Annotated in this window: 14 protein-coding genes and 1 pseudogene; 2 read left to right on the plus strand and 13 right to left on the minus strand. The window is 51.0% G+C overall.

Annotated elements, in window-relative coordinates; all coding sequences use genetic code 11:
* On the plus strand, positions 1-1,778 hold a 1,778-nt coding region (locus tag BN162_RS09655), incomplete at its 5' end, for a vitamin B12-dependent ribonucleotide reductase (RefSeq protein ID WP_020224884.1).
* Positions 1,779-1,983: 205 nt separating this feature from the next.
* Here the strand turns inward: BN162_RS09655 and BN162_RS09660 are convergent.
* From BN162_RS09660 to BN162_RS09670, 3 genes are all read right to left on the minus strand, one after another.
* Positions 1,984-2,610: a hypothetical protein gene (locus BN162_RS09660; RefSeq protein WP_020224885.1), complete on the minus strand. Its 627-nt coding sequence runs from the start codon at positions 2,608-2,610 to the stop codon at positions 1,984-1,986.
* A 52-nt stretch (positions 2,611-2,662) separates the two neighbouring features.
* The gene (locus BN162_RS09665) at positions 2,663-3,421 is read right to left on the minus strand and encodes a hypothetical protein (RefSeq protein ID WP_020224886.1); all 759 of its coding nucleotides are present in this window, start codon (positions 3,419-3,421) and stop codon (positions 2,663-2,665) included.
* A 200-nt stretch (positions 3,422-3,621) separates the two neighbouring features.
* A complete protein-coding gene (locus tag BN162_RS09670) occupies positions 3,622-5,124 on the minus strand; it encodes a GntR family transcriptional regulator (protein WP_020224887.1) in 1,503 nt (500 codons plus the stop codon).
* Between the two features lie 284 nt (positions 5,125-5,408).
* On the opposite strand from BN162_RS09670, the pseudogene BN162_RS09675 reads away from it, so the two are divergent.
* A pseudogene (locus BN162_RS09675) lies at positions 5,409-7,706 on the plus strand (response regulator); the annotation flags it as partial.
* On the opposite strand, the gene cas5 reads toward BN162_RS09675, so the two are convergent.
* From cas5 to BN162_RS09720, 10 genes are all read right to left on the minus strand, one after another.
* Positions 7,696-7,779, minus strand: a complete 84-nt coding sequence (gene cas5 / locus BN162_RS19275) for a CRISPR-associated protein Cas5 (protein ID WP_390620517.1) — start codon at positions 7,777-7,779, stop codon at positions 7,696-7,698. The pseudogene BN162_RS09675 and the gene cas5 sit on opposite strands and share 11 nt — an antisense overlap.
* 105 nt (positions 7,780-7,884) lie before the next feature.
* The gene (locus tag BN162_RS09680; RefSeq protein ID WP_020224889.1) at positions 7,885-9,252 is read right to left on the minus strand and encodes an MATE family efflux transporter; all 1,368 of its coding nucleotides are present in this window, start codon (positions 9,250-9,252) and stop codon (positions 7,885-7,887) included.
* A gap of 3 nt (positions 9,253-9,255) precedes the next feature.
* A complete protein-coding gene (locus BN162_RS09685; RefSeq protein WP_020224890.1) occupies positions 9,256-9,723 on the minus strand; it encodes a MarR family winged helix-turn-helix transcriptional regulator in 468 nt (155 codons plus the stop codon).
* Between the two features lie 509 nt (positions 9,724-10,232).
* Entirely contained in the window at positions 10,233-12,650 is a 2,418-nt protein-coding gene (locus BN162_RS09690) for an ATP-binding cassette domain-containing protein (protein WP_020224891.1), read from the minus strand.
* Between the two features lie 23 nt (positions 12,651-12,673).
* The gene (locus BN162_RS09695) at positions 12,674-13,414 is read right to left on the minus strand and encodes a hypothetical protein (protein WP_020224892.1); all 741 of its coding nucleotides are present in this window, start codon (positions 13,412-13,414) and stop codon (positions 12,674-12,676) included.
* A gap of 62 nt (positions 13,415-13,476) precedes the next feature.
* A complete protein-coding gene (locus BN162_RS09700; protein ID WP_020224893.1) occupies positions 13,477-14,190 on the minus strand; it encodes a hypothetical protein in 714 nt (237 codons plus the stop codon).
* On the minus strand, positions 14,187-15,323 hold the full coding sequence (locus BN162_RS09705; RefSeq protein ID WP_020224894.1) for a diaminopropionate ammonia-lyase: 1,137 nt from the start codon (positions 15,321-15,323) through the stop codon (positions 14,187-14,189). The genes BN162_RS09700 and BN162_RS09705 overlap by 4 nt, the downstream gene beginning before the upstream one ends.
* Before the next feature lie 27 nt (positions 15,324-15,350).
* Positions 15,351-16,796: an MATE family efflux transporter gene (locus BN162_RS09710; protein WP_020224895.1), complete on the minus strand. Its 1,446-nt coding sequence runs from the start codon at positions 16,794-16,796 to the stop codon at positions 15,351-15,353.
* Between the two features lie 255 nt (positions 16,797-17,051).
* A complete protein-coding gene (gene groL, locus BN162_RS09715; RefSeq protein ID WP_020224896.1) occupies positions 17,052-18,674 on the minus strand; it encodes a chaperonin GroEL in 1,623 nt (540 codons plus the stop codon).
* Positions 18,675-18,699: 25 nt separating this feature from the next.
* The gene (locus BN162_RS09720) at positions 18,700-18,981 is read right to left on the minus strand and encodes a co-chaperone GroES (RefSeq protein WP_020224897.1); all 282 of its coding nucleotides are present in this window, start codon (positions 18,979-18,981) and stop codon (positions 18,700-18,702) included.
* Positions 18,982-19,218: the final 237 nt, after the last annotated feature.

A 19,218-nucleotide genomic window follows, 5' to 3' on the forward strand; every position in this document is an offset into this window, starting at 1 on the left:
CCAACCCGACCAACCTGGTTGAACAGGGCGGTTCCCGGCGCGGAGCTCAGATGATTATGCTGGCTGACTGGCATCCGGATATCATAGAATTCATCATCTCCAAAATGCAGAATCCGCGCGTTTTAAAATGGCTGAGTGAGAACAACAAAGACGAGCAGGTTCGGGAACTGGCGCAGCGGAAACTGAAATTTATTCCGCTGACGCGGCTGGAACGGCAGATGCTGGAAACTCTGATCGACAATAAAAATACCCCGGCCGAAGTGCTGGATTATGCCCAGCAGACCTTGCTGGAAGGAGGACGGCTGGAAGTTGTCAATCCGGAATTCTTAAGCGGCGCCAACATTTCCGTCACTTTGACCGATGAATTTATGCACGCGGTCGAAACAGACGGAACTTTCGATCTGCGTTTCCCAGACATTGCCAATTATACGCCGCAGCAGAAGGAAGCCTACGACACGCATTGGCATAAGATCGGAGATGTGCGCGAGTGGGAAGCGCTGGGTTATCCGATCAAAACCTACCGCACGATCCGCGCCCGCGATTTGTGGGATCTGATCTGCTTCTGCGCCACCTATTCGGCGGAACCGGGAATTTTCTTCATTGACAACGCCAACAAAATGACCAATGCCAAAGCTTATGGGCAGAAAGTCGTCGCGACCAACCCTTGCGGAGAGCAGCCGTTGGCTCCCTATTCTGTCTGTAACCTAGCGGCGGTCAACCTGGCCAACTTCGTTGATAAAAAGACCGGACGCATCCTGTTCGAGGAGCTGGCTCAAACCGTTTCTCTGACAGTCAGAATGCAGGACAATGTCATCGACAGCACACCGTATTTTCTCAAAGCCAATGAGGATCAGGCGCTGGGCGAACGGCGCGTGGGTTTGGGCGTGATGGGTCTGCATGACATGCTGATTTGGAACCGCAAGCGTTACGGCTCCGCCGCAGCGCTGGAAACCATTGATCAGGTATTCCACTGTATCGCCCGCGCGGCCTATCAGACCTCGGTTGAACTGGCGAAAGAAAAAGGCAGCTTTCCGTTTTTTACCAGCGGTGAGGCGTTCATCAATACCGGTTATATGAAACAGATGGATGAAGATCTTCGGCAGGATATCCTGAAATACGGAATCCGCAATTCCCATCTGCTGACGATTGCTCCGACCGGCTCGACTGGGACGATGGTTGGGGTTTCGACCGGACTGGAACCGTATTTCAGCTTCTCTTACTTCCGCTCCGGACGGCTGGGCAAATTTATTGAAGTCAACGCCGCCATCGTCGATCAGTGGCTGGCACTGAACCCCGGCTATACCCGCGACACACTGCCGGAATTCTTTGTCAGCGCCATGGAACTGACGCCGGAAGAACATGCGGATACGCAGTGTGCAATTCAGCGCTGGATTGATTCTTCCATTTCCAAGACTGTCAATGCTCCGCGCGGGTTCTCTGTGCGCCAGGTGCAGGGAATTTATGAGCGGCTGTATGCCGGCGGCGCTAAAGGCGGTACTGTTTATGTCGATGGTTCCCGTGATTCCCAAGTGCTGACCTTAAGCAATGAAGAAGAAAACAGCTGGGATCAGATGGATATCGAACGCGATTTCGGGGTTCCGGTCAAAAAAACGCAGGAAGCGGAAAAGAAGACCGACCTGCGCGCCGACCGACAGGACCGCAACATCGGCGTAGAAGTCGGCGATATCTGTCCGATCTGTCTGGAAGGCATCGTAGAAGAAATCGGCGGGTGCAATACCTGCACCAACTGCAACGCTCAGCTGAAATGCGGGCTGTAAACTGACGCCGGATTTTCTGTCTGAAATGACTTCTCTTCTTGGATCTGTATTGAAAAGGATTGCCTTCGGCTTTGCGAATGACAATCCTTTTTCATGTTTATTTTCTCCGGCTTCTTTACAGCTTGGCTTTTCCCGGCTTCGCATTAAGTGCAGGCTGCCTGGCAGCAGCCTAATGGATCTGCGTTACATATCAGAGTGACAACCGTTAATCGTTTAAAAACGGAAACAGCTGATTCATCACGCTTTCCCAGACTGGCTGATCGGTAAGAATTTCACCTGTCAGTCCCGGCTCGCCGTAAACCAGTTCTCCCAAGTAGAATAAATCGTTATGCTTAAACATGAACTGACCTTCCAGCGAATCACCGACATTGTGATATTCCATGATCGCCGCGGTTGTGCCCAGCCATCCAAGCTGCCGTTCTTCCCCCAGCCACACTCGATTTTCCTGCAGCGGCATCACCGCGCTCAGATCTTTTTCGCTGACAACCAATTCCAGACGAAGGGAACGGCCGTCCGGAGAATCTGCCTGTCCGTAATAGCGAAGACCGATCGGCTGGGGATCCGCGGTAAAACTGGGAGCATAGTTGATCGTATAACATTCGCCGTGAAACTGCACTTCTGCCTGCGCAGGTGAAATCTCACGGCTGAGCTGATCGCGGAACAGTTCGTTAATCAGCGTGATATCCATGTGGACTTCATCTTTCAGCGCTTCTGTGGTCATGCTGACCGGCGCAAAGGAATAGGGCTGATGACGGAAGCTTTTCCACGTCCAAAAGCCGGCGCCGTACAAAATAACAAAGATCATCATGCCGATTTCGATTTTTTTCCGCACACTGATCCCTCCTTTTAAATCCAGTATGACCCCAAAGCCTGAAATCAGCGGCTTACAGCTGCCATCCGGAAAGATCCGGCTGCGTCATCGGCTTGTCTGTACTGATCATCAGCGTCAAAGTAAAGCTGATCCGCGTTGGTATTTCCTCTTCCAGCGTAGAAATAGCCAGATTCAGTTCACCGCGGGTCATCTGATACTCTTTGCTGATATCATAATTCAGCGTACAGGCCTCCAAAGCGACCGAGTCATCGATATCCTTCCATTGATCCCGAAGGTTGTTCAGCGTTTCTTCATTCCCCGTTTCCTCGATCAAACTTTCCAGCATTCCCTGAAGCTCCGCAAAATTATCGGCCTGATAGCTCAGCCGGTAACCCTCACTTGTTTTCTCCACTGAGAATTTTTGAAACATCGATGCGATGGACTGGGTTTCGTTGTTTTCTGAATCGGACGAAACAAACGGTTCAATGCTTCTTTCTCCCATGATATCGGAATAAAATGTCTGATCCTGAACAAAGAAGCTGAACGTCATAGCCTGTCCCAAAAAGGTTGTCCCCATTTCAAAATAAATCGCAGGTTCTCCTACGGTGCTTAACGGCTGGGTCTGAATTACACCGGACAGCGGAAAATCCAAGGTCATGCCTTGAGCCTCCATACTCATTTTGCCATCCAGTTCAAGGGTCTGAACAGCCTCATTTTGGGCAGACTGAGCTTCTACCCGAGCCATGATTTCCTGGGCCGATTCCTGTTTTGCGCAGCCGCTGAGGAGTAAGCAAACCAACGCGGTGAATCCGAATCCTATTCTTTTCTTCATCTTCCAATTTCCTTTCTTTGCTTGGCTTATCAGGACGCAGGCCTGATGATTTTTTTCAAGTCTTGGTACGTAAAGTATATCATAGGCTAAAATGAATTCCGACAAAATCTGACTGAGATTGGACTTCCGCTTTTCATCGCTGCAGCTTTTTTTAACCGCTTCATAAGATAAAGTTTAAAACAGTGCTTTTCCATTTTAATTCACGCTTCTCTATGACAGTTCAGATCAACCGCAGCCCCCGTGGGAAAAGCGGCAGGCAGTTCGCTTTCCTGACCTCCATAGTACAAAACCAGGGAACGGGCCAGCGCATAGGCCTGAAAGAACAGCGCCTGCAACAGTTCAATAAATAGATCTGTTCGCTGCATATTCAGAGCCTGAACAAGCTGATTCAAAATCGCCGCAATCCGCTCCGGCTGCGTTAAGTCCGGATAATCTGCATCCAGCGGCAGATGTTTGAGATAATATCCCCAGATCAGAAGATTTTTCAGCTGTTCCAGAAGACTTCGCTGCCCAGGATAGACAGCCTTTTCTCCCAGCTGCCAAAGCAGTTCGCTTAACAAGGAATCCGAGGTCAGTCCCAAAACCGCTAAACGCTGCGCATACTGTTCACATTCAGCTTTGGACAGAAATGGATAAACCGTTTTAGCCAGCGGAGACCAGCACAGCGCCAGCAGCTGCAGGGCATCCAGAAAATAGATGATGTTCTCCCTGACCAACGCGATCTCCAGTTTCATCGTCTTAGCCGGGACTGGCCTGCGCAGAATGACCGAACCTTTCTTCGGCGCTGTTTGTATCAGTCCGATGTCATTAAGCAGCGCAACCGCGCTGCGGATCGTCGCCAGGGACGCGTCATATTCCTGCATCAACTGCGGAATAGAGGGAATGTAGGGCTGAAAAGCAAACTCCTGACTGCGGATGCGATTTGACAAAGACCGGGCAACCGCCGTATATTTCGGCGTACGGCTGTTCAGCGCAGCCCAGGTATATTCAGCAGGAGCTTTCACTTCCGCACAATCCTCGGTCAAAGCATTCAGAATTTTCTCCGCCCGGGTCCAGCCTTTATAATAAATCTGCCGCAGAAGATCCTCACATTGCGAACGCCGTCCGGCTTCCATCGCTTTGAACAGCTCTTGAATCAGAGCTTGAAACTGTTCAAAAGGCAGGGCATAGCGGGCATCCAGCTGCAGCGTAGCATACAGCGGAATATAAGTGGAATGACTGACCTCCTGAGCCCAATCCATCAACACCTGGTTGTGCATCGGGAGGAACAGCGAATCCAACAGTTGGGAATAGGCATGCAGCTGCCCGCGCTGTTCCTCGGATTTCGCAAATTGTTCCAAAAGCTCACGCAGCGGGTTCAGATCTTTCATCTGCATTGCTCCCCAGGCCTGAAGTCCGGGATACAACGGAGCCAGACTGCAGAACATATCTAAAATGATGGCTTTGCGCATTACCGCCAGCCCGGCGCTTTTTTCCTGCGGCAGATCACATTGAATTACCGCTTTCGTCCGGGCGCCGGAAGAAACGATGCCCTCCGCCTGAAGCATACGGTAAACCCGGCGAACGGTGGTTATGCCGACATTATACTGACGGCACAGTTCCGTTTGGGAAGGCAGCTGATCCCCGCGGCGCAGAGCTCCGCAGCGGATCTGCGTTAAGATCGATTGATAAAGATAATCGTACAATGTCGTTGCCGACTGCATTTTATGTGCCTCCTCCGCTGTTTTTTTCTTTATTTTATATTATATCATGAGCAGAATCGGATGGAAATGACCCTTGCCAACCTAGCTCCGCAGAGGTACAATAAAGTCAGATAATCTGATAGCCTAATAGATAAAGACAAACTGTCAATTGCCCCTCTGTTCTGTTGACTCATCAGAATTTTCAGATTTGTCTTCAGCTGGATATCAGGGAGGAAATTGCCATGAACGCCATCAATCCGCAGGCTGTACCGCGTCAGAATCAGGATTATACGCTTTTGATGAACATGCTTCACGTCAGCGTCAGCAAGCATCTTCTGGACGAGCATTTCACATTGATCTGGGCCAATGATTTTTATTATGATCTGATCGGTTACCCGCAGGCGGAATATGAAGCGCTGTATCACAACCGCCCGGATCTGTATTATGCACAGAACCTGGAGGATTGGCATGCGATCCAGCAGATTGTCATCAAAGCAATCTCAGCTGGCCAGCCCGGCTATACCACGGTCACCCGGATGCGCCGCAAGGACGGCAGCTATATTTGGGTTCAGCTGGCCGCCACCTTTGTCGATGAACAGATCGGCGGTGTTCAGGTCGCCTATACCGTTATGAACAACATCGACGAAGTGATGCAGATGCGGATGGAACAATCCGTTACGTATGATAATTTGCCGGGTTTTGTTGCCAAATATCAGATTGGCCCCGATCTGCAGCTGAAGCTTCTGGACGCGAATCGGAAGTTTCTTGATTTTTTTGGTGAAGACAGCTGGAAGAACGAGGATTATCCGCTGTTTGTAGAAAATGTTGCCCGCAGCGCCGAGCAGCTGGAGGCTAACCGTGAACGACTCAGCAACGGTCTGCCGGTTCATTTTACAGCCCAAATGCGGGGGCAGAGCGGCGCCGATGCTTGGCTGCAGATTAACGCTGAACAGATCGGCGTAAAAGACGGCCTGCCGGTCTATCTGGTCATCTACCTGGATGTCACCAATGAAACAGAACTGCGGCAGATGCAGACCAAGCTGGAACATCAGGCCGTGGAACTGAAAGCGGCGCTGAAAACCGCCAACCAAGCCAGCCGCGCCAAATCTGATTTTCTTTCCAGCATGTCGCATGATATCCGCACGCCGATGAACGCCATTATGGGGATGACGGATCTGGCGCTTCTGCATCTGGACGATCCTGACAAGCTGCGCAGCTGTCTGCGCAAAATCGCGCTGTCCAGTGAACATTTACTGGGACTGATCAACGACGTCCTCGATATGAGCCGCATTGAAAGCGGCCGGATGACGCTGAACAATGAGCCGCTCACGCTGCCGGAAACACTGGAAAATATCGTCGCGATCATGCAGCCGATGCTCAAAGCCAAGCATCAGAAATTTGCCATTCATCTGCGGCATGTGCGGCATGAACAGCTGTGGTCGGATCCGCTGCGGCTGCGTCAGATTCTGATCAACATTTTATCCAACGCCTCCAAATTTACGCCTCCGGAAGGCTCGATCACATTTACGCTTGAAGAACAGGCAGAAATGAGCGGCGGATATGCTGAGTTCCGGTTTATCGTGCAGGACAGCGGTATCGGTATTCATACGGAGTTTCTAAGCCAGCTTTTCGAGCCGTTTTCCCGTCAGATGGACAGCCGGGTTGACAAAACCGAAGGCAGCGGATTAGGCATGGCGATCACGCACCGGCTCGTCGATCTGATGAATGGAAAAATTGAAGTGGAAAGTCAGGTTGGACAGGGAAGCACCTTTACTGTCACCCTGCCGCTGCGCATCCAGCAGAAACCAGACGAACTGACAACCCATTTCCCCAACCTGCATGTGCTGGTTGTCGATGACGATGTCATCATGAGCGAAACGATGACAACAGCCCTGCAGCAGCTGGGCGTGCAGGTAACTCTGGCAGCCAGCGGAGAGGAAGCCCTGCGGCAGGCAGCGCTGATCAAGGCGCAGAACAAGCGGTTTGACTCCGTCTTTCTCGATTGGAAAATGCCGGACATGGATGGTCCGGAAACAGCCCGGCAGCTCCGCCGCCAGATTTCCGGCACTGTCCCGATTCTGATTGTTTCGGCCTATGATTGGGGCGATATTGAACTGGAAGCCCGAAAAGCCGGAATTGACGGCTTTATTTCCAAGCCGTTGTTTGCTTCGACGCTTTGCCGGGCGCTGCAAACCTATGTCATGGGGAAAACTGACGTTCATCCTCATCCCGATCAGCCTGCGGAAAGCTTTGCGGGAAGACGGTTTCTGTTAGTCGAGGACAACGCGTTAAACCGTGAAATCGCCGTTGAGCTTTTAGAACAGGAAGGCGCCTGTGTGGAAACGGCTGAAAATGGTCAGGAGGGCATCTGGAAAATGGAACACGCCCCCTATCATTGGTATGACCTGATTTTGATGGACGTTCAGATGCCGATCCTCAATGGTTATGAGGCTGCCCGTCAGATTCGTCGTCTGCCGCGCCGGGATGCCCAGCAAATCCCGATACTGGCGCTGACTGCCGACGCCTTTGCTGAAGATATCGCCTTGGCCAAAGAAGCCGGCATGAATGGGCATCTGGCCAAACCGCTGAATATCAAAGCGCTGCGCAAAGAGATCCTGCAGCAGTTGAAAGGTGAGGCAAGTGAACAGACTTTTTAACAAATAAAACGAAGCTCAATCCTGCGGTTAGCCTAACAGGACTTCAAGCTTCGTTTTTTAATATTTAGCTAATTCAGAATTCAGCCTGCGGCCCCGGAGATTCCGGTCTGTCTGACATTAAATCCTAAGCATGCACCTGCTGCTTTTCTACCTGACGGAAGAAGCGGAAGAACAAAATCACCGTGGTCAGTACGGAAATTGTATCCGCGATCGGTTCCGCCACAAAGACCGCAAATACCTGATTTTCGAAGAAATTCGGCAGAATGTAAATCAGCGGAATCAACAGAATAATTTTGCGCAGCAAGGCTAGGAACGTGGAAATTTTGGCATTGCCCAAAGCGATGAAGGTCTGTTGGCAAGCCAGCTGCGCCCCCATCAGGAACACCGCGGCAATATAAATTCTTAGCGCCCATACCGTGATCTGCGTCAGGGCTGGATCGCTGGTAAAGATCGCCGCGAACATCTGCGGGGCCACCATGCACAGCAGCCACATCGTCGTTGAATAAACCAGGCAGCAGACTAACAGCAGGCGGAAGGCCTGCTTTACCCGGTCAATCTTTCCCGCACCGTAATTAAAGCTGATGATCGGCTGCGCTCCCTGCGTCAGTCCCTGCAGCGGAAGCATCGAAAACTGCATTACGCTGGACAGGATCGTCATCGCTCCGACCGCCAGATCGCCGCCGTATTTAAGCAGAGAAGAATTAAAGCATAAGACCAGCAGACTTTCGGTGGACTGCATGATAAACGGCGCTACGCCAAGCGCCAGAGCCGGGAATAGGATCTTGGTATTGATATTGAAATATTTCGGATGCAGCCGCAGCTGACTTTTTTTACCGCTTAAAAACAGCAGTACCCAAACTGTGGAAACAGCCTGCGACAGCACCGTCGCCAACGCCGCTCCGCGCACGCCCATATTGAAGCCGAAGATCAAAATCGGATCCAGAACGATATTGGTAATCGCGCCGATAATCACAGTGAGCATACTGATGCGGGAGAACCCCTGCGCCGAAATAAACGCGTTCATCCCCAATGTCAGCTGAACGAAAATCGTTCCGGCCGCATAGATCATCATATAGGCTTTGGCATAGACAATTGTATTGGCACTGGCTCCGAACAACATCAATAACGGCTCGCAGAACAGCATCGTCACAGCGGTCAGCACCACGGATGTGATCACCAGCGCTGTAAAGCAGTTGCCTAAAATTTTATTGGCCTGTTCGGTATCCCCTTTGCCCATCATGATGGAAGCCCGCGGCGCGCCGCCCATGCTGACAAGCGCGGCAAAAGCCGAAATGATCATGATCAGCGGAAAAGCCACGCCGACACCGGTCAGCGCAGCTGCCCCATTGCCAGGAATGTGGCCGATATACATGCGGTCGACCATGTTGTAGAGTGCATTGACAACCTGAGAGGTAATCGCCGGTACCGCCAGCGCGAAAAACAGCCGGCCTACCCGATCCTCTCCTAAATTTGTTTCCTTGGATTGAAGCATCGTTTAATCCCCTTTCTGATTCGTCATCGCTTCGATATTCGCATAAATCTGATGCTGAACCCGACTGTAAACAGCCAGGTCTTCCTCCGTGATATTGCGTGTCAGGGTATGGGAAAACTGATCCATGCTCAGACGCATCTGGCCGATCACCGGCGCGGCTTTGGGCGTCAGCTTCAAGTGCAGAATTCGATGATCGTGGACATCTTCCTCACTGGTCAGATAGCCCCGCCGGGTCAGAGCGTCAACGCTGCGGCAGACCAGTCCTTTGGAAACCGACAGCGTCACGGTCAGCTCCTTCGCAGTATTGATCGACGGATTGTTGAACAAAAAGATCAGAACATTCATCTCATTGGGTGAGAAGACCTCGCCCGCTACAGAACGCGCGCAGTAGCGGCTGTAAGCCTCGCGCAGACGCGCATAGCCTTTCAGCATCTGTTCAACGTTGAAGATAGGTATACGGATTTTATTCATCTGCCTGCCTCCTTGCCAATTAGTTTACTTGTATACGAACATGTCTAAGTATACTCCGGATCTGACGCAAGTCAAGCCATCCTCCGTCTTATTCCTATTCTTTCCTCCTCGCGCTGGTTATTCTTTCCTCTCTGTATCGAGATTGATTCCATCACCAATTAAAAAAACAACGATCTGAGAAGACCGTTGAATTCCAGCTAATGATTATTTCAATCCCCATGATGAGTCCTATATCGCTCAACATGACACGGCAGCATTGCTGCCTTGGATCTCGTTTCCAGATCGGCTTGACTTCATGTCAATGCGGGATCGATGCCCGCCGCTGCCGTTAAACTTGTTTTTGGCGATTTCTCCCTCCACCTGCAGAGGTGGGGGAATCCTCGCTTATTCGTTGAAAGTTGAAAAAGCCAATTCACCAGCCGATTCAATCCGCTCGCTTCAGTTTAGGATTGCACGCCGCGATTGAAGCCATGAGTACCTCTCAAAAAGACCGCCGCCAGCCATTCCGGCTACAAATAACGGGCTGTGGCACTGACGCCGGCGGATTTTAAGACCTGCGGCTCACCGGCAAACATCAGCTGTCCTCCCTGATCGCCGCCCTGCGGACCCAAATCAATCACCCAGTCGCAGGCACGGATCAGCTGCGGATTGTGTTCAACCACAATCAGGGTATGGCCTGCCTCCCGCAGCCGGTAAAGCAGCCGGATAAAGCGGTCAATGTCTTCCGGATGCAGACCCGTCGTCGGTTCATCCATTAAATAGAGCTGCCTCTTACCGCTTGGATTTTCAATCAGCTCTGCCGCCAGCTTTAAGCGCTGCGCTTCCCCGCCGGACAACGTCGTCAGCGGCTGGCCTAACGGCAGATAACCCAAGCCGGTTTCGGCCAGCAGGGCAAGCTGAGCATGAAGTTTTGGCTGATCCGCAAAAAAATCCAGCGCTTCCTCGACCGTCAGATCCAGAACTTCCCGAATTGTCATACCGTTGTATCGGACATCCAGCACCGTTTCATTGAACCGCTGACCCTGACATTGCGGACAGACGATCTCCGTATTGGCGAAAAACAACAAATTGCTTTCCACAATTCCCATGCCCTGACACCTTTCGCAGCGGCCGCCCGGAGTATTGAAAGAGAAAGCCTTCGCGCTCAGTCCGGCTGCCCGGGCTTGTTCGGTCTGAGCAAAAAGCTGGCGCATCAGCGTGTAGATTCCGGTGTACGTCGCAGTATTGGAGCGCTTCATTCGAGTGATCGAAGTTTGTTCAATTCGGACGATCTGATCAAAATTTTCCAAACCGCGGATCATCGCCTGAGGACAGCGCCCGGCTGAAAGCACCTCAAAGATCAGCGTTGATTTACCGGAACCGGAAGGCCCGGTAACGGCGTTCAGACAGCCGATCGGTATTTTTACATCAAGATGCTTTAAATTATAAAGACTGGCATTTTCAATCGTAATCCAATTCTGAGCCGGTCTGGGATGCGGATTGAATTCATCAGGACGCTGCAGCCAGGCGCCGCTCAGGGATGCCGGATCCGCCTGCAGCTGTTTTAAGGTCCCGAAGCTGACAATCCGGCCGCCATGGATTCCCGCTCCCGGACCGAATTCCACTAACAGATCGGCCGCGGCCATGATCTCCAGATCATGTTCGATCACGATCACCGTGTTGCCCAGATCCCGCAGATGCTTAAGCAGATCAATCAGACCTTCGGTATCCTGCGGATGCAGGCCCGCCGTCGGCTCATCCAGCATGATCACCAACCCCGACATTTCCAAATCCAGCGCTGCCGCCAAGCGCAGCCGCTGCCGTTCACCGCCGGATAACGTCACAATCTGCCGATCCAGCGTCAGATATCCTAAGCCTAAACGAATCAGCCGTCTGAGTTTGGTCTGAATATCGCGCAGATACGCTTCTGCCACAATTCTCGCATTGCCGAATAAAATAGCATCCAACTGTTCTATCCAGTTCTGCAGCGCCGTCAGTGAAAGCGCAGATAATTCCGGCAGCCGGGTCTTGTTGACTGTTACGGTACGGCTTAGCTCAGTGAGCCGTTCGCCATGACAGATCGGACATGGCGTTTGTTTAAAATAAGCATCCAAGGCCGAAGCCTGACCGCCTTTTTCAGCCCAGCGCCGTTTCAGGTTGGCAACCACCCCTTCAAAATTGCCTGCTTTTTTTAAATCTGGCTTCCCCCGCAGCGAAGCCTTTCCTTCCAGCAGCAGCTTGCGCTGAAGGACGGTGTATTGCGACAGCGGGACGTTATGCGGTTCCTCGATTCCCAATGCTTTGCAGGCAGCATAATAAAGCTCGCTTTGATATTCGCCATACCGTTTTTCCCAAAAGCGCACTGCGCCCTGTTCAAGCGATAACGAATCATCGAGAATCCGCGCTGAATCGATCACCGAAATCTGTCCCAAACCTTCGCAAGCCGGACACGCTCCCTCCGTGGTATTGAATGAAAAATAAGTCCGGGTCAGCTTATCCATGCGGAACCCGCAATGCGGACAATCCATAGTTACATGAAAGTCCCCGTTGATTTTCTCCGTCGTTTCCCGACATTCGGCCGCTTCAATCTCGCGATGACACTGAGGACAGGTGCGGCGGTGCAGCTTCTCATAGATCATCCGCAGATCGGTATAGATGTTGCTTTGGGTACCGACCGTCGAGCGCGGATTTTTATTTTCCATCGTTTGGGTGATCACAATCGCCGGACTGGCGCCGCGGACTTTCCTGACTTTGGGTTTCGGTATTCCCTGCATGCCCATAGCTTCCAGATACTGCCGCTGACATTCATTAAACAGCACGTCGATCAGAAATGTAGATTTCCCGGAGCCGGACACCCCGGTCAAGACGATCAGCTTTTCTTTCGGCAGCGTCAGTGAAACGTCCTTCAGATTTCCTTCCCGGGCGTTCAGAATTTCTATTTTATCCATTGTTTTTGACTTTCCTTTCCCGCTTATTCCGCGCTGAACTGAAGAGAAGGCGGAACCTCTGTATCGATTAACGGGCGAATCTTGGCGATGACTTTCGGATCCGTTAAATCCCAGGGAATACTCTGTGTGGGATCGGCGTTGATTTTTGTCCGATTGATCCGGCTGAAAGAAAACATCCGTTTGCCCGCCGTTCCGACAATCCTATCTTCCACCCGCAGCAGCTGGTCAGCCTGCCAGCTTTGAGCATCTAAAACTTCTACAAAGTCCAACATATTCGCTTCCGTGATTTCTGTTTCATTTATCCGAACACAAGAATAGAAGCAGCCTGCTCTTTGATAAAACTGTGCCCAGCGCATCAATTCTTGTATCAGCGCGGTTTCAAGCTTCTGCCCATCATCAAACTGTTCCACGGTTATTCCAAAGTCCAGATAAGAACGTGTATCTTCTGAAAGTCCCTGAGCCTTAAGCAATTGTTGTTCCCGGGTCATCTCCATGTTCGAGCAATGGTATTGCAAATCCAGATACAGCCGGTCTTCGCACTGCGTCACAGTCATGCGGTTTACTTCATCTGATCGGCAGCCTTCTAAGAAAGGCGGCAATTCCACAACCGCCTGCGGCAGCGGTTCCGGTTGATGGAAAAGGGGATAGAGGAAATCAAGATTCTGAATCAGCAGCCCGGATCCGATCAGGGAAATTAATGCGAAAACCAGCGTCCGGGTAGGGATAAACCGATCGCTGGTCTGTGTCTTTGCCTGGTTTGCCATAATAAATATCCCCTTTCTCCGTTCTGTCCGTCTTTTGATTTTTTCATATCAGGATGAAAAAATTATTGAGGAACTTCAAGATCAACTAACGGCCGGATTTTGGCTATGACTTGAGGATCGGTTACGTCGAGCACGTTGATTTCCTCCGTAGATTGGGCAGGCTTCAGTACTTCTGCGATATTAAACATAAACAAACGATCGCCGACCGTTCCAAACACTTCATAGTCAATCCGATAAATCTGATCCACCTGCCAGGCTTGCTCATCCAAAACTTCTGCGTAGTTCATGATGTTGGCTTCGTTGATTTCGGTTGTGCTCAGCCGCACGCAGTGATAGAAACAGCCGACATACTCCACCAGCTTCTGCCATTCGATCATTTCCTGAAGCAGCTGATGCTGCAGCTGCGAAGCTTCCGGAATAATTTGAATTTCCATGGAAAAATGGACTTCCTGCGTATTGATCGAAGGGATGCCCTGGGCTAAAAGCTGCTTATCTGCCTCCGTAAGCTCATTGACCTCACAGCGGTATTTCTGAAGCAGACTCACCATCCCATCCATTTCCGTGATGGTCAGCGTATTCTCTTCATGACGCAGACAGCCGTCCAGGAAGGAAGGCAGCGCCACCGTTTTTGAAATAGGCTGAGGCTTAGGGGTAGCGGAAGCGATCTCCGGGAAGATCTGATCGACATTTTGTACGGCAATGCCAAAACCGATCAGCGCAAGCAGAACTACGGCAACGACCACAGCGGTCAGAGTGCGGTCTGAATTTTTCTTCATCCGCTCACCTCAATCCATGGCCGGCCGACAACCCGCAGATAATCCGCAGGATCGGTTGCGCCTTCCGTATTGAAAAGCAGGACAACCGAATTCTCATCCAAGCCTAACGCCTGTTTCATCTGCGCATAACTCGCGTCCTGACATAACTTCATCAACAGACCCAAGCCTACCGCTCCGGATTCTCCGGCAACGATCGCTTGATCTCCGTCGGATGGATCGGCATACTGACGCATCCCCGCCTCAGTAATTTCATCGGCACAGGCAAAGTAGAACGAAGCATAATCACGCAGGACAGGAAAGATATCGGGATTGACTTCACCGCAGTTCAGCCCCGCCATGATCGTCGGCGTGATTCCTGCCTTCGACACCAGCTCGCCTCGCGGACAGGAAGCAAAAACACAGGCTGAATCCGCAGCCTCAATGATTGAAGTAACAGGCAGCTGATCTTTCTGCGTATCCGCCAGCCAGCCTAAAACCGCCCCGGCCATCGACCCGACCCCGGCCTGCAAAAACACATGCGTCGGCTGAATTGAAGGCGGAAGCTGCTGATAAACTTCGCGGATCATCGTTGTATAGCCTAAAACAATATTCTGCGGAATTTCATGGTATCCGGGCAGCACGGTATCCTGAACCAGGATATATCCCTGCCGCTGAGCATAGTCCCGTGTCCAGCGCACCGTTTCATCATATCCCCATTCCGTCACTGTGACTTGGGCATTGCCCAGGGCTTCAATCGCTTCAACCCGGCTGGCCACGGTCCCCTTCGGCATAAAAATCTCTGCCCGGCAGCCCGCCTGCAGCGCCGCCCAGGCCACGCCTTTGCCATGATTGCCGTCCGTGGTCGTAACAAAAACCGGCTTTTGATCCGGCATTTCAGCCAGAATCTGATGAACCGCATAACTGGCCCCCAAAGCCTTAAAAGCTTTGAGTCCAAACCGCTGCGACTCGTCTTTAACCAGGATCGCCCTGATGCCCAGCTGCTTCGCCAAAGCTTCCAAATGGATCAGCGGCGTTGGCGCATAGTCAGCCAGCGATTGATGAAAGGCCTTAACCTGCTCGTAATGACGGGCGCTGAACATGGCCGGCAGCGGCCCGCGCGCTAATTTTCCCTCCGCTATTTGAATTGATTTCATAATTTATCTCCTTTTCCTGATTTCAGTTTATGCCTGCTCGCCCCGCAGCTTCATCAACTGCCATTTTCCGCTTCGGTAACGCAGCCAGATCAGCAGAGTGCGCAAAAGCTGATCCGCAACCAAGGCCATCCAGGCTCCATATAAGCCCCACTTCAGCTCGTAAACCGTTAAAACGGCCAATAATGGACGAACGATCAGGGTTGTGACAAAGATGACCACAGCCGTGGTCTTCGTATCCCCAGCGCCGCGCAGAACACCGGCCAGAATAAACTGCGTCGCCTGGAATGGCTGAATCAGCGCCAGAAACATCAGAATCCGCGTCCCCTGTTCGATGACTTCTGCTTCATTGCTGTAAAGGGCGACAATCGGACCGCCGATCACAAAGAAGATCATAGCCAGAATCAAGGAAAAGCCAATTCCGATCTGCTGACTGACTTTTCCATAATGATGGGCCATATCCGTGCGTTTTTTTCCTAATGACTGGCCGACCAGCGACGTCGAGGAAACCGCGAAGCCCTGACCGATCATAAATGACAGAGCCTGAATGTTCATGCAGATATTATGCGTGGCAAACGCCACCGTGCCTAAGGAAGCTACCGTTTTAGAATAGAGGATGACGCCAAAGCGCATGAACAGCTGCTCCACCATCGCCGGCAGACCAATCGCAAAGATGTTGCCGAGGATTTCTTTATCGATGTGATATTTCTCAAGCAGATGAAATTCAAGATATCCGCCCTTCTTCATCAAGGCCCAGGCCGCCATCAGAAAGGCGGCCGTCTGACCGATGACCGTGGCCAGCGAAGCTCCTGCCACACCCATTTTAGGAAATCCCAGATTGCCGTAAATCAAGATCCAGTTCAAAACAATGTTGACGACATTCGCCGTCACATTGTATTTCATCGCGGTTTTGGAATCCCCCACTCCGCGCAGCAGCGCCGTAATCGTCGTAGTCAGCGCCATCAGCACAAAGCCTGCCATCTGAATCTGCAGATAAATTGTTCCGTTGACCAAACTCAGCTCATCCGTCGCCCCCATAAACCGAACCATGGTTTCGGAAAAGAAGAAGCCGGCTAACGAAGCGGCAATTGACATAATCAGCGTCAGCATCAAAGCCTGCCGCACTGTTTCATTGGCTTTTCCCGGCTGTTCTGCGCCTTTATAACGAGCCACAAGAGCGGTAGCCCCGACATTCATCGCCATAAACATCGTCATCATTAAAAACTTCGGCTGCGTTGTTAATCCGACGGACGTAATCGCCCAGGCCCCCAGCTGTCCGACCATCATTAAATCGGCCATGGAGGTCAGCTGCGTCAGCGTCAGCTCCACAAAAGACGGCCCGGCAATCCGTAAGACATCCTTCATCAACATTCCCCGCGTAATTCCCTCCGGCAATGTCTTTCGTGTTTTTGTAATTTCTAAGTTTTCCCCGGCTTCCACCCGATCCAAAGCCAGCTGTGCAGTTTCCCCCGCCATTCCTCATCGTCCTTTCCCTGTTGTAAGATTTATTATATCATGAACAGCTCTATCGGAAAACGCTTTCAGCTTTGTCCTTACTGCTTTGCTTATGATTTGATTCAATCCGGATTGATCTGCCAATCTCTGCTTGGTCACAGTAAATGCGCAGATGTTATAAAACAGGATATAAAATCATGACGTCAAAAACAAAAAAACAGACAGCACTGGGGGATGTGCTGTCTGCCTGGAACTCAATGTTATACAAACGAAGGCTTAGTACATGCCGCCTTCAGGCATAGCTGGAGCTGCTGGAGCATTCTTTTCCGGCAATTCCGCAACCGCCGCTTCAGTTGTGATGAACAGGGCTGAAATCGAAGCTGCATTCAGCAGAGCGTTGCGGGTAACCTTTGTCGGATCCACAATACCGGCCTCAAACATATCAACCCATTCGCCCTTCTTCGCGTCAAAGCCGACGTTCTTGCCTTCAGTCAGCTGACGGGAAACAATCTGATCTCCATCATAACCAGCGTTTTCTGCAATCTGGTACAACGGTTTAACGATGGCTTCAAAGACGGCGCTGATCCCCTTCTGTTCGTCGGAGGTTTCACCTTTCAGCTCATCGCGGTATTCACGATAGATGGAAGCCAGAGCTGCGCCGCCGCCGATGACGATGCCTTCCATGACTGCCGCTTTCGTTGCATTCAGAGCATCTTCAATTCTCAGCTTCTTTTCTTTCATTTCACTTTCTGTCGCCGCACCGACCTTGACAATCGCAACACCGGTTGTCAGCTTCGCCAGACGTTCATTCAGACGCTTCTTATCGTATTCCTGCGTTGTATTTTCAATCTGCTGCTTCAATTCCGCAATTCGATCATCAATCTTTTCTTTCTCACCGGTTCCGCCGACAATCGTCGTATCGTCTTTCTTAACGACAACCCGGTTCGCATGGCCGAGATCTTCAATTTCGCCGTCTTTCAGCTCCATAGCCAGATCCTTAGCGAAATACTTCGCGCCGGTAACAATCGCAATATCTTCCAGCATGGCCTTCTGATTGTCGCCGAAGCTTGGCGCCTTAGTGCAGACCACATTGAAGGTGCCTCTTAACTTATTCAGCACCAGCGTCGCAACGACTTCCTGATCAATGTCATCAGCAATGATCAATAACGGTTTGTTGGTCTGGACGATCTTTTCCAGTAACGGCAGAACTTCCTGAATCGTGTTGATCTTCTGGTCAGTCACTAAGATATATGGATTATCCAGCACCGCTTCGTTCTTTTCCCGGTTGGAAACCATGTATGGGCTGATGAAGCCTTTGTCATACTGCAGACCTTCAACCGTTTCCAGTTCCGTTTCAAAGCCATTGGATTCATCGACGGTAATTACGCCTTCACGGCCAACCTTTTCCATCGCTTTAGCAATGATTTCGCCGACTTCCGCATCTCCGGAAGAAATCGCCGCAACCTGGGCAATATCCTGATTGGTTTCCACTTTATGCGTCTGTTCAAGCAGCTTGTCGGCAATGAACTTCGCGGCTTTTTCCATACCGCTTCTCATCAAAACCGGATTGGTTCCTTTTTCAACGCTGCTCATGCCTTTGTGGATCATCGACTGCGCCAAAAGCGTCGCTGTCGTTGTGCCGTCGCCGGCTGTATCGTTGGTCTTAGACGCCACTTCCAGAACCAGCTTAGCGCCCATGTTTTCAATTTTATCTTCACATTCGATTTCTTTTGCGATCGTAACACCGTCATTGGTAATCAGCGGTGAACCATAGCTTCTTTCCAGAACAACATTACGGCCTTTCGGACCCAATGTAATTTTGACCGTATCGGCCAGCGTATCGACGCCCTTCATCATTGCAACGCGGGCATCTTTAGAAAAACGGACTTCCTTCGCCATATTCTCATTCCTCCTTATTTTTTATTTATTCAATTACAGCCATGATCTTGGATTCCTGGACTAACAGATATTCCACACCGTCGATCTTGACTTCGGTTCCGCCGTACTTTTCGTAGATAACACGATCGTTGACTTTGACGCAGCAATCTACATGCTTGCCGTCAACTTCATGTCCGCCGTTGACTGCCAGCACCTTGCCGACGGTCGGTTTTTCTGTGTTTTTGTCAGTCAGGATAATCCCGCTGGCGGTTTTTTCTTCTGCCTTTTCTTTCTCTAAGAGCACAAAATCATTACATGGTCTAATCATCGTAATTCCTCCTTATCGCTCACCTTAGCACTCTTGCTTCATCAGTGCTAGCACTTATTATTATAGTCTGCCAAGCTTCTTTGTCAACACTTCTTCGCGACTTTCTGCAAGAAATTCTAATTTGACAGGCTGTGCTTCAAGTCTATCGCACAGAAACAGCGAAGCTTCACCCTTTTTGACGGCGGAATGGATAATAAATCCGCGAAGAAATGCACCGAAGCCGATCTTTGCAGACCT

The organism is Holdemania massiliensis AP2 (assembly GCF_000327285.1).
Taxonomy (GTDB): Bacteria; Bacillota_I; Bacilli_A; order Erysipelotrichales; family Erysipelotrichaceae; genus Holdemania; species Holdemania massiliensis.